16 protein-coding genes are annotated in these 14155 nt (G+C 65.2%); 2 read left to right on the forward strand and 14 right to left on the reverse strand.

All coding sequences use genetic code 11. The features are described 5' to 3' along the window. Window positions 1-138: 138 nt before the first annotated feature. Together CHB96_RS29610 and CHB96_RS07370 are read right to left on the reverse strand one after the other, a co-directional pair. Entirely contained in the window at window positions 139-312 is a 174-nt protein-coding gene (locus CHB96_RS29610) for a hypothetical protein (RefSeq protein ID WP_176444188.1), read from the reverse strand. A 32-nt stretch (window positions 313-344) separates the two neighbouring features. Then, window positions 345-875, reverse strand: a complete 531-nt coding sequence (locus CHB96_RS07370; protein WP_217899930.1) for a DNA N-6-adenine-methyltransferase — start codon at window positions 873-875, stop codon at window positions 345-347. A gap of 193 nt (window positions 876-1068) precedes the next feature. Here CHB96_RS07370 and CHB96_RS07375 point away from each other — a divergent pair, with 193 nt between their 5' ends. Together CHB96_RS07375 and CHB96_RS07380 are read left to right on the forward strand one after the other, a co-directional pair. After that, a complete protein-coding gene (locus CHB96_RS07375; protein ID WP_089244560.1) occupies window positions 1069-1272 on the forward strand; it encodes a hypothetical protein in 204 nt (67 codons plus the stop codon). Between the two features lie 12 nt (window positions 1273-1284). Beyond that, entirely contained in the window at window positions 1285-1860 is a 576-nt protein-coding gene (locus CHB96_RS07380) for a hypothetical protein (RefSeq protein WP_089244562.1), read from the forward strand. Here CHB96_RS07380 and CHB96_RS07385 read toward each other — a convergent pair. The 12 genes from CHB96_RS07385 to CHB96_RS07440 all read right to left on the reverse strand — a co-directional run bounded on the left by CHB96_RS07385 (window position 1857) and on the right by CHB96_RS07440 (window position 14066). Next, window positions 1857-4148 carry an SGNH/GDSL hydrolase family protein gene (locus tag CHB96_RS07385; RefSeq protein ID WP_089244564.1) on the reverse strand — a complete coding sequence of 764 codons (2292 nt, stop codon included), beginning with the start codon at window positions 4146-4148 and terminating at the stop codon, window positions 1857-1859. The genes CHB96_RS07380 and CHB96_RS07385 overlap by 4 nt on opposite strands. A gap of 69 nt (window positions 4149-4217) precedes the next feature. Further along, window positions 4218-5189, reverse strand: coding sequence for a LamG-like jellyroll fold domain-containing protein (locus CHB96_RS07390; RefSeq protein WP_089244566.1), 972 nt, complete (start codon window positions 5187-5189; stop codon window positions 4218-4220). A 3-nt stretch (window positions 5190-5192) separates the two neighbouring features. After that, window positions 5193-5636 (reverse strand): hypothetical protein, encoded by a 444-nt coding sequence (locus CHB96_RS07395; protein WP_089244568.1) that lies wholly within the window; start codon window positions 5634-5636, stop codon window positions 5193-5195. A 9-nt stretch (window positions 5637-5645) separates the two neighbouring features. Continuing rightward, window positions 5646-6059 (reverse strand): hypothetical protein, encoded by a 414-nt coding sequence (locus CHB96_RS07400; RefSeq protein WP_089244570.1) that lies wholly within the window; start codon window positions 6057-6059, stop codon window positions 5646-5648. Window positions 6060-6071: 12 nt separating this feature from the next. Then, window positions 6072-6446 carry a hypothetical protein gene (locus CHB96_RS07405; protein WP_089244572.1) on the reverse strand — a complete coding sequence of 125 codons (375 nt, stop codon included), beginning with the start codon at window positions 6444-6446 and terminating at the stop codon, window positions 6072-6074. Continuing rightward, window positions 6439-6942 (reverse strand): hypothetical protein, encoded by a 504-nt coding sequence (locus tag CHB96_RS07410; RefSeq protein ID WP_089244574.1) that lies wholly within the window; start codon window positions 6940-6942, stop codon window positions 6439-6441. The genes CHB96_RS07405 and CHB96_RS07410 overlap by 8 nt, the downstream gene beginning before the upstream one ends. Next, complete coding sequence (locus CHB96_RS07415) at window positions 6942-7361, reverse strand: hypothetical protein (protein WP_089244576.1); 420 nt, start codon at window positions 7359-7361, stop codon at window positions 6942-6944. The genes CHB96_RS07410 and CHB96_RS07415 overlap by 1 nt, the downstream gene beginning before the upstream one ends. Before the next feature lie 3 nt (window positions 7362-7364). Next, complete coding sequence (locus tag CHB96_RS07420) at window positions 7365-7781, reverse strand: hypothetical protein (RefSeq protein ID WP_089244578.1); 417 nt, start codon at window positions 7779-7781, stop codon at window positions 7365-7367. Between the two features lie 12 nt (window positions 7782-7793). After that, window positions 7794-8612, reverse strand: a complete 819-nt coding sequence (locus CHB96_RS07425) for a hypothetical protein (RefSeq protein WP_089244580.1) — start codon at window positions 8610-8612, stop codon at window positions 7794-7796. 71 nt (window positions 8613-8683) lie between these two features. After that, window positions 8684-10576: a major capsid protein gene (locus CHB96_RS07430; RefSeq protein ID WP_089244582.1), complete on the reverse strand. Its 1893-nt coding sequence runs from the start codon at window positions 10574-10576 to the stop codon at window positions 8684-8686. A 248-nt stretch (window positions 10577-10824) separates the two neighbouring features. Further along, window positions 10825-11226, reverse strand: a complete 402-nt coding sequence (locus tag CHB96_RS07435; protein WP_089244584.1) for a hypothetical protein — start codon at window positions 11224-11226, stop codon at window positions 10825-10827. Beyond that, window positions 11223-14066, reverse strand: coding sequence for a 2'-5' RNA ligase family protein (locus CHB96_RS07440; RefSeq protein ID WP_089244586.1), 2844 nt, complete (start codon window positions 14064-14066; stop codon window positions 11223-11225). Before CHB96_RS07440 ends, CHB96_RS07435 begins: the two co-directional genes overlap by 4 nt. Between the last annotated feature and the right edge of the window lie 89 nt (window positions 14067-14155).

The following is a 14155-nucleotide window of genomic DNA, read 5'->3' on the forward strand; positions in this document are numbered from 1 at the left end:
GCATGACCCCGTCAGGTGTTCCAGCACCGGGCGGGGTCGTCTCGTTTCCGAGGACTGTCACCGTACCGAACAAACCGGGCATATACACGTAATTACGCAATCAAACCTGGACTGTGCATGTGCGCAACTATCTCTTTCTTATGCTCCCGTTTGACGCTGCTTCTTCTCGGTCCGTTTCGCGTATCCGGACAGTGCTCGCCGGACCACGTCAGTGAGCGATTCACCGTTCGCTTCGGCGGCAGCCTTCGCCGCCGCGTACTCGTCGTCCGGGATCCGGAAGTTCCGCAGCGTCGTCTTCGGCTTGTTCGGCACAGACCGAACCCTAGTGGGTGTACCTACAGGCATCACAGGCTCACGCACGTTCCGGCCAACGAGCACGACCGCAGCACGTCCGCATCCTCGATCGAGTACGCCACCAAGCACGACGGAGCGCCCGACGTCGAATCCGGCACCGAACCGTCCGCGCGATGGAAGCGGATCCGGCCGTGCAGAAATAACACCGCCGTCGCCTTCTCCCACACCTCCGACACGAACCACTGCGTCTCGGTACGCGCAAAGATCAACGCCAACCCCCGGCCATGCTCGGCGAGCTTCTCCAGCCACACCGCCGCCTCGTTGCCGTACGGCGGGTTGAGCCACACCCGACCGGACCACGGCGCTGCGAGACCGTCCTCTGGAAGGATGATGTGCCGCTGCGCTGTCGGCCAGTTCGGTGCGCCGCACGGATCGAGGTCGAACTCCCCGAGCGCGTCGAGCACGAAGCGCGGCGTGAGCCAGGTCGTCGTCTCGGCCCGCGAGGATTGATGCCCTCCCATTGCACGACGCCGTTTCGGTATGGGCGGGCACTCCGGAAAGTCGAACAGCGCTTCTGACATGCGTCCATCCTACTCCGGTGTACCCACACCCACAATGTTGGTGTACCTACGGGTGTACCTACATAAGCGCCAATTTCTCGCGTTATGCACCCTTTTCGAGAGAGTCATTCGGACGGATGATTCAGCACTATCGGGAACCATCAAGAACCATCGCCAGCTATACGGAACCAACGGAATCAGTCACACTCAACACATGGCCGACACCGTTCTGGTACCCCGCGACAGTCTCCGGACCCTCGCCAAATGGGCGTACCACTCCGCCGAGTACGACGGCGCAGTCAGCCTCGACACGCTGCGATCGATGCCGGAACCGATCTCGGAACTGATCGGCGAGATCATCGACCGCGACGGCGAGCGGAGATCAGCCGACCAGCCATTTCCGTTCGAACAGATCTGACGACGTCGGCCGATGGAACTGCGCACGTTGTTTCTGCATGTCTGCGATGACCTCCACCACAAGACCCGCGTCGAACGATCCGAGTACGGACTGATTCGTGCATCCGGCCTCATCCGCCAACTGATTCTCGACGCCGACCCTCTCGCGCACCAGATGAACCGGCTCTACCGAGTAGGAGCTCTGAAATTCGAAGCGATTCAGGAGGACATCCACCGCTTCGATTCGCTGAGCGTCGGACCACCCGACTCCAGATTGGTCATGGGCCTGCACCCGTCGCACCACCCGAGCCCAGAACGAGCCCGACTGTTCAAGCTGCGCGAGTTCCTTGCAATCGAGTGCGCCCTGGTCGAACGCGAGGTCGTCACTGTCCGAGACATCATCGATTACGCCGCGCATATCGCAGGCGGGGTGCACAACGGAGTCGCAAACTCCGCGCTGGAGAAGCACCTCGAAAAACTGAGCAAGCAGATTCAGTCCGTGATGAACACCGACACCATCGGCATGTACATGATGACCATCGGTGAGGTGGTCCTCGACGGACTGCATCCGCTTCGGCTTGCCGCCCGCTTCCCGCCATCGACTCCCTAGGCAGCGATAGCGAGACTGTATGCAGTGCCGAGTTCGGTCATGATCGTGTCGATCTCGGTCTGCGTCAGAGCCACGTTGTAGACCAGGACTTCCGAGACGTAGCCCGACATGTTGCCGGTCGTCGCCGACGACGCGGCGCGGCCGATCGACACACCCGACAGGCCCGCGACCGCATTCTCGGCGGTCGTGACGAGCGTGCCCGTGACGGTCGCGGACTTCTTGTTGATGTGCAGCGACGACGACGCGCCGTCGACCTTGCCCGCGACCGCATACATCGTCGACGCGACGACTGTCGACGGTGCGCTGCGCAGGGTGCCCGTCGTGGCTCCAGGCAGGACCGCGATGCGGTTGTCGTTCGAGTTCTGCAACGCGATGTACCTCGTTGCCGCCATGCCCGAGACGATGGTCTGCGACGACGCGGGGGTGGCGGTCGGCGAGAACACGGCGATGATCGTCAGCGGGGTATCGACGCCCGACGCCCACGCCGCCGATGCCATCGACTGAGTGAGTGCTGCGTCGAGCTGCACGGCGGGCTGACCACCCGGTGCCCCTGTCGCGCGGTAGACGGGCCGACGCGCTTCTGTCGCCTGCGACATCGGGACGAGAGACGAGCCCTGCTCGACCGGCCATTCCGCGACCGCTGTACCGTCCGCGATGCCGTAATCGGCGAACGACTTCGCCGAGAACCGCGACACCAGGCCACGTGTGACCGAAACCGGAGTCACGGACGAGGACGTGCCGGGAACGATCGGGATGCCGACAGGCGGGGTGACCGCTGTGTTCGAGCGGGCCGGTACACCGAACTGGCGGGCCAGCTCCATGAAGATGACCTCGTGGCCGAGGGTGGTCGGGTGCACCTTGTCGGTGGACAGGATGCCGCCGCCGTCGCCGTCCGCCTCCACCTGAGGGAACAGTGGACCGTAGTCGTGGAACGAGACCCACGTCGGATGCGCTGCCGCGACTTCCTTCATCGCCTGCACGTACGCCGACCACGGAGCGACCGGGGTCAGGAAGTCTCCGGTGCGCGGATTCTGGGCGATGATCGGCACCCACGGCCGATAGCCGAGCGTGGTCTCGATCTGCGTCAGGATCGCTTCGAGGTTCGCCTTGTACGTCGCGACCGGGACGCCGGCGTTGTGGTCGTTCGAGCCGACGTGGACGGCGAGCATCTTCGGGGCGAGAGCGGCGACCTGCGCCCAGTGCGTCGGGGCGTACGTCGAGTTGAGGAAGTCGGCGGAGAGGTTGCCGCCGAGCGCGCCGCACATGAACCGGACACCGACGTTGTGGTCCTGGTCGATGACGTAGACGGAGTTGATCTCGCACGCGCCGACTGCGGTGATCTTGATGGTGTGGCCCTGGCGGACGAGTGCCTGTGAGCTCCAGACGCCGTCGTAGCGCAGCGCCCCGCTGGTGTCGGGGGTGACGGTGACGTCTGCACCGTTGTCGAGCTTGATCTTGAACGGTCCCTGGCCGGGGCCTTGAGCGTAGTAGACGGTGAATCCGGTGGTGACTGCGGGACTCAGGCTCGCGGTCGCGCCTGCCGAGAAGGCGACCGAGCCGGTGCCGAATCCTCGGCGGACCTGGGAGGTGGTGCCGGTGAAGGCCCACGAATTCAGTTCGGTGAGCAGGGAGTGGAAGCCGCCTGCGATGCCGACCGGGTTGTACTGGGCGTGGAATGCCTCACCAAGCAGGTTCCAGAACTTGCGCCACCGGGGAGTGGAGTTGTGTCCGGCTGCGACGGATGCGCCCATGATGCCGGTGTTGACGATCTGTGTGCCGCGTTGCGCGAGGGCCTTGGTGAGGATTCGGCGGGGAATCTCGGCGGGGTCGGAACCGGCTGCCTGCGCCGTCCACGCAACCCCGTCTGCGGTCTTCGCGAGCACCTGCCCAGCGGAGCCACCCGGTGCCAGAGAAACGGGTGCATAATGCTGGTCGAGTGCAGTCTTCAGCGACGAGCTCGACGCCGTCACCAACGCCGCGATCTGCGCGTCCGTGAGGCCTCCCCCACCGCCGCCGCCGAACGATTCGATGAGCACCTCGAGCGCCAACCGCGTCTTCGCGGTCTCGGTGCCGACGAGGTCCGCGACCGCCTGATCCGAGAACGACCTGTACACCGGTGTCGGTGTGATCGACCCGGTGTAGATGCTCGCGTACCCGCGCTCGACGTAGGTGGTGTAGAACGGCGACCAGATGACGTTCGCTACTTCGCCGGCCTTCAGATAGACGGTGGTGATGACCCCGATGAGGGGAACTGTGTCGCCGTTCGCTGGCGGCGTGGGAGATGTCATGGCGTGCCCTCTGGTGGTGGGTCTCCGCCCGGCCCGAGGCCAGCAGCACTACCTGGACAGGATAGCCGTCTACACGGGTACGGCCGCGACATTGGCGGCCTGTGCGGCGGTCAACGCGGAGGCGAACAAGCGGAGGTTGTCGATCGATCCGGAGAAGCCGTCGGCGATGACGTTCGCGACGTTGGAGAAGTTCGCGGCGTTCGTCGACCCGATGGCGGTGTTCGTCAGCACTGCAACACCGTTGACGTAGATGACGAGCGTCGTCCCGGTCTTCGTCACCGCCAGCGCATACTTCGTGCCGTTCACCAACGCGGCCGGTGCCTCGAACGCGGTTGCGCCGCCGAGGAACACGTCGAAGATGCCGGCCGAGTTGATCTCGAAGTAGTAGTCGACGGGGAACCCGATGTGCACCATCGACGAGAAGTCACCGGAGGTGGGTCGTGTGGTGACGACGACGTCGAAGGTGAGCGACCACGATGCGAGAGTCGTGTTGGCGCCCAACGCACCCGAGAACGGTCCGACCGCTGCGCCGCCTCCCCACGCGTTCGACGGTGTCGCAGCGGTGAGGGTGTAGGAGCCGACCTTCGACGCGGCCGTCGACCCCGACTGCTCGCCGAAGGCGAACGCCGACACCGGAGTCGGGAAGATCGCGACGACCGGTGCGGGGACCACGACGGACGCCGAGACGGGTACAGCTTGGACGGTGACCGGAGTCGACGGCGCACCCACTGCGACAGCCGGTGCGGGGACGACGACAGCGGCAGACACGGGGACCGCCTGAACACTGCGAGGGATCGACGGCACCGGGACAGGCACAACCAGCGACGCGACGACAGGAGCTACCTGGACGGTGACGCTGCCACCCGACGCCACCACAGGCGCCGGAACCTTCACCGTCACAATCACCGGCACGGCTGCGACCGTCACCGGAGCACTCCCCGGATCTCGCTGCCACACCAACACCGACCCGACAGCGAGCGCCACCACAGGCGTCTGACCGACCCGCAGATCGGACGGCTCCACACCGTCGAGACGCAACATCAGCTACGCCGCAGACAGATACAGCACACCCAACGTGGCATCCCACACGATGGTGAACGGCGCCGACGTCGACGACAGATTCTCACCGAAGTCGACATACCCGAGCAGCGGGCGCGTCGCGTCCGTCGACGGCGTCGAGTCGTAGATGACGGCGTAGCGGGCGTTCGCGATCGTCGACCCCGACCACACCGTGTCCGCGGCCTTCAGCACCAGCCGGTGCAGCGTCGCATCGTAGGTGACCGTCACCGACCCGAGCGTCGCACCACCCGCTGTATAGCCAGTACCCGACACCTCGTTCGTCACCGACGACTTGTAGCGGTGCGTATCCCGGTTCGGCGTGTACGAGGCGGTGCACAGCATCACCTTCAGCGTGTCCGACGCCAGATTGATTTCCTTCGCCGCCAACGACTGCAACGCCAGCCCGTACGGCACACCAGAGACAGCCACGATTACTCCTTAGACGATCACGTACAGGACAGCAGGATCAGCGTTCACACCGAGCGCCGCATACTCAGCGGCCGTCACCTTCCGGGCACCGAGCACACCACCGAGATTGATCACCGAACCCGGCGGCGGTGCAGGCGCACCCGTCGACTGCATCAACGTCCGCAACCGCACCGTCCCCGACGCAGGAACCACGATGTGATGCGGGCCGTCGGTGAACCCGAGGAACTCCCGCCACACCTGGAAATGCCCGGCATCGACGTTCACCGTGAACGCACCCGACGCAGGCACCAGCACAGCAAACTTCGCACCCAACACAGTGCGGGTGCCGTCCGAGGACGCGCGGGCACCGACCGGCTGCAGCAACACTTTCCCCTGCAGCCCGGCGAGGCGGCCGTCGGAGAAGTTGTCGAACACAGTCGTCATGTCACTCCCTTCCTACGGCGTCGGGTTCGGTGCGAGCGGATTGTCGCCACCGGGTCTCGGGAACGGCGGGGGCGCCGGCAGCGTCCATCCATGCGCTCGCGCTTCGGACAGGACTTCGCCCTGCCATTCGCGTTCCTTCTCAGCCCACGTCTCGAGGACCGTCAGGCGCTTGCCCATGGCGTTGACGAGCGCCGGGTTCATCAGCTGCATCGCTGTCTGAACCAGCGTCTCCCCGGCTGTCGCTTCACCGTTCGCGGCGTCAGCTGCCGCCTTACGCGCTTCGGATCGCCACTGCCAGAACTTCGTACCGAGGACAGCAACGCCGAGCGTGGAGACGATCGCGAACACCTTGCCGATGGTGTCGAGCAGAGATGCGGCGTCAGCCACCTCCTACCTCCCCGCTCTCATCGTCCGGGTCGCCGAGAGGCGGCGGGGTAGCGGACTTCGGATTGACCAGTGCACGGTTCAGCTTGCGGATGTCCCGCCAGATACGAATGCTGCGGCGGATCGATGCGACGAGGATCGAGATTCCCATCAGCATCGGGATCGTCGACGAGCGCCCTTCGAGGAGGAGCACGAAGTTGCTGCCCGAGTACATCGCCCAGCACAGTCCGAGGATCGCGAGAACGATCAACTCGGCCTGGCATTCGTGCCTGATGTCGGCGATGGTGCGCTCGCGGTCTGCTTTCCATGTTGCGATGCGGCCACCGATACCGGCGAGGGTGACGATGCCGAAGAACACGAACGCGAACGACGGGAACGCCAACCGGACCGCCGACGAAATATCGGTTCCTGGGACCAGGCCCAGGATGCCGACAGCGATCGACAGGTCGAACGTCGTCTTCTCGAACTCGCCCGCGCGCCGGACGATGAGCGCGCGCATCAGTTCCTCCGAATTCGGAGTACCCGCAGCAGGAATCGGGAGATCGCGCCGGTCGAGACAGCGGCGGCGGCGATGATGTGCATCCACGCGACCCAGCCGTAGACGACGATGCCCGTCAGTCCAGCCGTGGACATGCTGAATGCGGCGGAGATGAATGCGGCCACGAACAGGGCATAGCCGGTAGCGGCAGCCATGTAGGCGTGGAACAGGAGCCGATGCCACCACCGGTTCGCGACGAGCAGCGCGACGGACAGGATCAGGAATCCGATGCCCCACACGACTTCGCCGCCGGTAGCGACGACGGTCGAGTACGAGGGTCCGCCGACACGGCGAGGGCCGCCGAGGAGCATCACTACTCCCAGCGGCCCCGCCAGACAGGCGGCCCGGAACGGCGTCAGTGCGCCGAGCTCGGGTGCCATGTGTCAGCCCTGCGCTGCCTTGTGAGCATCCCAGAGTGCGATCAGTTCGGTGCGGTCGTCGGCGGTGACGTCGTCGGGGATCTCGACGCCCTGGTCCTCGAGGAAGGCGTACCAGACTTCGCCACCGGACCCAGCGCCGCCGCGCTTGGGTTCTTCGACGGTCTCGTTGTCCTCGTGGACGTTGCCGGGTTCAACGGATTCGGTGGACCCGTTGACGTCGACGTGCCCGTCGCCATCCTCGGGCTCTTCGACGTCGACGGTGCCGTAGCCGAGCTTCTCAGCCAGCTCGTCGGAGATCACGAAAGCCGTTGTGTTACCCGACGTGTCGGTCGCGACCTCGGACGGGTGATCGGCGGCGTCGAGGAGTTTGCGTGCCAACGCCGGGACGTCGGTGTCAGGGCCGGGAATGATCGTAGGCATGACAACTACTCCTTAGAGGGTGACGGGTACAGCTGCGCGGACACGGTCGTCCCACGCGACAACAAAGGTGCGTTCGGCGATGTGGAAGATCTCGTTGTTGGAGCGGTCGAACGACGACGCATACGAGTCGGGTCGATGGACGACTTCGGTGCGGCGCACCACAACCGGGCCGGTAGCGACGAGCCAGCCGGTACCGGCAGCAGGGGCGGTGCCGTCGGGGCCTGTGCCCGGGTAGGAGCCGAACGACAACCTGGTGCCGAGGACGGTGACCTTGCGGCCGGCCTCCGACTCCAGCTGATGCTCGGCAGCGAACAGGGGCGCGTATTCACGCGGTGAGTGGATGACACCGACACCGACACCCGAATCGTTCAGGTGCTTCTCCAGCAGCCCGAGGCCAGCGACCAACGAGACGGGATCGTCTGCGAGGAGGTCGGTTTCGCCGTCCTCCATCAACTTCAAGTCGATGTCTGCGTCACCCCACAGGACATGCTCGAGCGCGGTCTGCTCCCCACCCGCCAACGCGGCACGGGCATGGTCGAGCATCTCGCCCTCGGAGAGTCCGACTGCGCGGCAGGTGAATCCGTTGTAGACGGTGATCGGGGACGCCTGAGTGACCGGCAGACCGTCCTCCACCGAGATCGGGTCCGCCGAACCCGGATTGCACTGATACGGCGTGTACTTCGCAGGACCAGCGGGAGGGGACTGCCACTCCACACCGTTCCGTTCATGCGGGTCCGTGATCTGGATGAGGTCTGCGGCGGACAGCAGTCCGAACCGTGACGCCGTCACCGACGGCGCGGCAACGTACTTCGGGGGCGCGACTGTCGCCACGAAACTCCTCCTGAGATAGCTGGGGTGGGGCTACCTCGGGCCACCGGGGGGCTGGTGGCCCGAGGTAGGTATCAGGCAGGAGGAGCGATGACACCCTGCGCGGTCAACTCAGCCGGTGCACCCGTCACACCGTTGATCGCCAGCGGCAACGTCGCCACATAGGACAGGTACTGGCGGCGCTTGACGAGCAGCTTCTCCTCAGCGAACAGAACGAGGAAGTCGTTCACCTTGATGTTCGTCGAGTCGTAGACGGCGTTGAGGGTGATGACGTCACCACGGCCACGGATGAACGCGCCCGGGGCGTGGACGATCGCCTTCACCGACGTCGGGAACGCCGTCGGCACCGTGGTGCCACCGAAACCGCCGGTGACTCCGGTGTAGGCGTCCTGCCAGTCGTACAGCCACTGCACCGACAGGTTCCGCACCGCGAACCACGCGTTGATCTGAGCGTCCGTGACCTTCAGTGCGTCGTCACGCGACCACCCGGAGGTGACCGCCAGATCAGCACGGAACACTTCCTTCAGCCACAGGGGCAGCTTGACCTCGAGCGACATAGTGTCTGCGGCGCGGTACTTGTACCGGTAGTGCGTCACCAACAGCACCAGACCGTTCAGCACCGCAGTGCTGGCGGACGGCCCGAATGCGAGTGTGCCGGCCGACGTCGACTGAGCCTCGACCTGACGGATCGACTCCGCATTCACCTTGTGCGCATGCGCGACCAGTGCGCCTCGGGTGACGCGCTGCGTCAGCTCCGGGTACGCATCGTTCTGCAGGATGCCCGCCTCGATACCCGTGTGAACGACACCTGCGCGGGTGTCCTCGAAGTTGGTGCACGGCACCCGATACACAGCCTTCGTGTAACCAGCGATGGCCTCGGCTTCGGTCTTGACGACACCGATCCCGGCCCCAGCGAAGAGGGTCGAGAAGTCGGGGCCCTCGGTGGTGCGGATACCGCCACGATTGACCTGAACCTCGGGCAGGTCGATCAGGTTGGTGATCGCCTCCAACTCGCCCGCGAGCTCGAAGATCGTCTCCGACGGGGAGCACCAGCCACCCGACGCCACGAGCGAACCACCGGGCAGCCGGGACTCGTCGGTGGCGAGCGCGATAGCGGCTTCGTCACCGTCGCGCATATTCACACCGAACTCGGCGGGGAACATGTTCGAGATCGACGCGATACCCGCCGAGACGCGCTGTCCGGCACCGTGGATTTCGTCGCCGCCGGGGCCGCCAGCGACCGGTCCGGTCGGCAGTGCCTTCATGCGAGCAACGGCGGCCTCGGTGAGACCCTTGATCCCTTCCAGGCTCGAACCCATCGACACGCCGGGGACGTCGGCGGCGGCGGTGATCACCGACAGCTGCTTCTGCTCCACCGGGGCCTGAGCTTTCGGCGCGGTGGCACGGATCGCAGCAAGATCGACGCGCGGCTGACGGCGACGCGGAGCCGGAGTGTTCGACGCAGCGAGTGCTTCACCCGACGGCGCCTCCGCAACGGCTTCGCCTGCAGGAGCTGCGGTCTCGGCGACGGGGGCCGATGCAGCTTCCCCGCCAGCACCAGCCTCGCCCGCCTCCGACTCCTCGCCAGCCGAAGCATCCTCGGCAGCAGTCGTGGTGGTCTCGCCCTCGGCGGGCGTCTCGTCGCCCTCACCGGGAGCGGCGGTCTTCTCGACCTTCGCCTTCAACGCATCCAGACGCGACGCGCGCTCGGTGACAACACTGTCGCGGCGACCCTGCTCCGCGCCGAGACCCTCGATGACCTCACCGAGCAACTCGACAGCGTTCGTCGCCTCGTCGGAAGTCTTCGCGCCGTCGAACAGTTCGTTGAACTGCTTCAGCGCATCCTGGTTCAGGGCAGTGATGTCGAGCTCGGGCTTGTCGGCGAGGAACGCGGCGAGCGCTTCGGCGCCCTTGCCGGCTTCGGCTTCCTGTACGGCGTTGACGAGATCCTGAAGGGTGATGTCCACCGCGGGCCTCCTGCGGTCAAATCGGGCAACAAGTGCCCGGCCCGAGGCCAGCGGCGATACACCGCACACTCTATATCGTGGTGTGCCGTTCAGTCGTCAACCTAGTGTTCGATCCGCTCATAGCTGCCACCTGACGCGGTGGCTGCGGCTTTCGCTTCCGCTGCCGTCCCATACGATTTCGTGGTTCCGTCGGGTCGTGTCACCTGATGCGTGACCGCTTTCCTACCGCCGCAGTTACATCCCATGAGTCAGCCCTTCTGTAGTCGATCGATTCGGCTCCGCAGTAGCGCGAGCTTGCCCACACGTACACGCTGCGCTGCGAGCGCCAGTCGTTCCTTCTTGTCGCCGCCCCGCTTGCCGGGCCACTCCCCCTTGACCTTTCGGTAGTAGGTAGCAGCGAGGCCGTTGATCTGTTCGGGTGTCATCTCGTCGGCGGGAATCTCCTTGCGGAGTTCGGACACCAACGTCCGGAACGGTGTCGCAGAGTCGGCCCAGCGGGCCAGGCCTTTCCCTTGGGTCCAGTACCGTTCCAGTGGCTTCGCTTTCTGGTCATCGGTTTTCGCCGACGCGGCTGTCAATGCTTCATCAGACGGCGTGATGAACGTGATGTCCTGCGGCTCGTCGAGGATGTTGCGTGCTTCTTCTGTCACGACGCCTCCAATGGACTTGTCTGCCTGAGGGTTATGTACACCGTGCCGTCACGTTCGACTCGTTCGACGATCGCGAACCGTCCCATCGTCACGTGCTCCTCTACACCGTCACCGAGGTTCACCGCACGGGCTCCGGGCTCGACGGTCATAACCAACGGGTTGGATGCACCTTCACCGAGATCCGCGTGCCGGCCATCGCCCGCAGGGTCTCGCGCGAAGTTTCCAGCGACGCGCTCATTCGTCGTGAACGACGACATCCCCATCGAGAACTCAGCACCAGGGGTCATCTGATCCAGGTACTCCTGATTCACGGACATGCCTCGGTAGATCGGACTCTCGGTCTCCGGATTGTGTGCGATCGCCGCGACGAGCGGACCGACAGATGGGGATTCGGCCCACTCGTCCCAGTCTTCGTGATTCCAGCCGTTCTGCTGGAGCTCTCGGGACTCGGTGCGCCAGTCGTCGATATGGTCGTAGAACTGCGAGTACCGCCACTGCGCAGCTATTGAGTTCACTTCCTCCGATGAGGGTTGGGCGAGCTCCGCTCCGGGCCAGTCAGGGACAGGTCTGCGCTGGCCGTCGATACGGTCCCGAAGTTCCTGGACGTAGTCCTCGTTGCTGGACATGCCTGCGTTCTCGAGTCGAGTCTCTAGGTCACTGGTGTACTCGTCTTCGTCGTCGACGCGGTAGTACATGTCGCCGCGGTAGAGGGCCGCGATGTCGTCGAGGTACGGGGAGTCTTCGGGGTCGATCTTCGATTCTTTGCTGTCGGCTTCGGGTGCGTCAGGGGTGTCGGCTGTCGTGTCTGGGGCGTCCGGTGTGTCCTTGGATTTCTTTCCGCCGGGCAAGTTCGGTACGTCTGGGTCGTCGACAATGATCGAGCCGACGGGCTGGCCGTAGTGTTTTGCGCCTTCGGGTGTTTCCACGCGGCGGGCCTTGAGGTGTTCGACACGGCTGCGGAGCATCGACAGGCGCGCGTCCCGGACCTTCTGTGCGGCAGCAGCACACCGGGTGGCGCGGGTCGCGTTGGCGATGACCTGATCGAGTGCGATGCGCTTCGACGCCGGCACCGGCTTCACCTCGGGTACGGGATCGGAGGTGACGAGTGCACCGGACGCGATCAACGTCTGCGCACCCGACGCAACCAAGGCGCGGTTCCTCGGCGCCATGAACCCAGGGCTGTTCACGGACAGGACAGCGATCAGCTCCAGGCGTGCCGATGTGCGCGCGTTGGGTCGGAGTTTGCGCCAGTCTCCCGACACCGCCGAGAACTGGACGGTGTGGATCTGGTGATCCGACAGGCCGGGCAGTAGCCGTCCGGAGACAAACGGGCCGTGTTCGCCGTTGCGGCAGCGGACGAGGGCGCCGACGGTGCCGGTGTTGTCGTAGTGCGCGAGCGCGCCCTGCACACCGAGCTGCATTCCTGCGTGGCCGGTGCCGAAGGTGATCTTCCCGACGCGGACCATGCCGTTGGTGGTGGCGACCGGGCCGCCTTGGTGGAAGGCGTTGTAGTCGTCGTCGGGGTAGTACGGCGGGGATACGCAGGCATCAGGGAACGCGGCGTGGCAGCCGTCCCACGGTGCGATGTGCCCGAACACTTTCCCGTCGTCGGTGACGGTGACCATCGTGTATTCGTCGGGTTCGGGCTGCTCGAAATCCTCAGCGTCGTACACGATCCCCGACGCCACCAATGCGGCTCCGATGGGTTCGAAGGGGATGTCTCGGACGTCGGTGTCGGCGAACGAGATCCGGATGCGGTCGTAGCGGATCGGCCCGGTCTCGGTGAGCTGATCGACGTCGAGGTTATAGCCAGCAGTCACATGGGGCAGAAAGTTGTCGTAGGGGTCGGGGATCTTCGGGAACACTTCGTCGATAAGTCCGCCTTCGGCGACGACCCCGAACGTGGCGGCTCGTAGCGACGACAGGCCTTCGGCTTCGACGAGGTACACGGCGCACGGCTCGTCACCGTCCGGGTTCAACCGTGCGTGACCGAAGACGTTGCCCTGCAGCGAGGTCGGCAACCCGAGTTCCCGCACGGCCTGCTCGAGCGCATCGCGTTGTGTGTCGTCCCATGCGGCTGCTTCACCGAGGAACACGAGGGTGGTGTGCAGAATCTCGGGTGCCTCGTAACCGTCGACCGCCAACCGTGCGCAGTCCTCCTCCGACGGGACGAGCGCGATCATCGCTCCGGTGTGCACCGCTGCTGCAGCGACGAGCGCGTCTTTGGCGTGGACGGGTGTGAACTCTTCCCCGTAGACGGGTTCGATGCGCGCCGATTCGAACGCGGGCCCGGAGACGAGGGTGACGCCCATCAGCTTCCAGCTGGGGACGCGGTACAACACCTCGCGCACATCAGGTCCGGGTGGAGGAGTGCCTTCAGCGCCGGCCTCCACCCACGCATTGTGAGCAGCCTCGAACTCAGCGAACACCTCGTCGGTGATCACCTCGTCGTTCTCATCCAACGGGACTTGCTCGACGGAAATGTCGGACATGTCGGCGGACACCCAGCCCGCCATCCCACGCCCCACCTTCGCCGCCCAATCACGCGCCTCCGGGTCTTCCAGATCGAACGGACCCTCAGCCCACAGATGCCCGTCCTCCACCCACACACGCGTGATCAGCCCGACGACCGTCGAACCATTGTGGTTCTCCGCGAGCTGCTTCTGCGCATTCAACGGCTGCGGCAGCGGACGCACACCCGGCTCCGCGCCATCCGCCAGCAGGAACTCGCGCCGGTCACCGGAGCGGGTGTTCATCGGCATGATCGGGCCACGCCACCCAGTCGGCAGTTCAGTACCCGCGTCGGCGGTATCGGGTCGATCCAGGGTCGGCGCGCTCATCCGCTACTCCTCGCTGCACAGGGGACAGCGATAACTGTATCCGTGTCACTCGTGAGACAGCAGGAACCGAACGGGCACGAGGGAATAAG

Origin of the sequence: Rhodococcoides kyotonense (assembly GCF_900188125.1) — a bacterium.
GTDB lineage: Bacteria > Actinomycetota > Actinomycetes > Mycobacteriales > Mycobacteriaceae > Rhodococcoides > Rhodococcoides kyotonense.

Excerpts from the sequence above, each read along its gene's own strand:
- CHB96_RS07370 (WP_217899930.1), bottom strand. The coding sequence starts at position 875 with ATGTCAGAAGCGCTGTTCGACTTTCCGGAGTGCCCGCCCATACCGAAA.
- CHB96_RS07375 (WP_089244560.1), top strand. The coding sequence starts at position 1,069 with ATGGCCGACACCGTTCTGGTACCCCGCGACAGTCTCCGGACCCTCGCC.
- CHB96_RS07380 (WP_089244562.1), top strand. The coding sequence starts at position 1,285 with ATGGAACTGCGCACGTTGTTTCTGCATGTCTGCGATGACCTCCACCAC.
- CHB96_RS07385 (WP_089244564.1), bottom strand. The coding sequence starts at position 4,148 with ATGACATCTCCCACGCCGCCAGCGAACGGCGACACAGTTCCCCTCATC.
- CHB96_RS07390 (WP_089244566.1), bottom strand. The coding sequence starts at position 5,189 with ATGTTGCGTCTCGACGGTGTGGAGCCGTCCGATCTGCGGGTCGGTCAG.
- CHB96_RS07400 (WP_089244570.1), bottom strand. The coding sequence starts at position 6,059 with ATGACGACTGTGTTCGACAACTTCTCCGACGGCCGCCTCGCCGGGCTG.
- CHB96_RS07410 (WP_089244574.1), bottom strand. The coding sequence starts at position 6,942 with ATGCGCGCGCTCATCGTCCGGCGCGCGGGCGAGTTCGAGAAGACGACG.
- CHB96_RS07415 (WP_089244576.1), bottom strand. The coding sequence starts at position 7,361 with ATGGCACCCGAGCTCGGCGCACTGACGCCGTTCCGGGCCGCCTGTCTG.
- CHB96_RS07420 (WP_089244578.1), bottom strand. The coding sequence starts at position 7,781 with ATGCCTACGATCATTCCCGGCCCTGACACCGACGTCCCGGCGTTGGCA.
- CHB96_RS07440 (WP_089244586.1), bottom strand. The coding sequence starts at position 14,066 with ATGAGCGCGCCGACCCTGGATCGACCCGATACCGCCGACGCGGGTACT.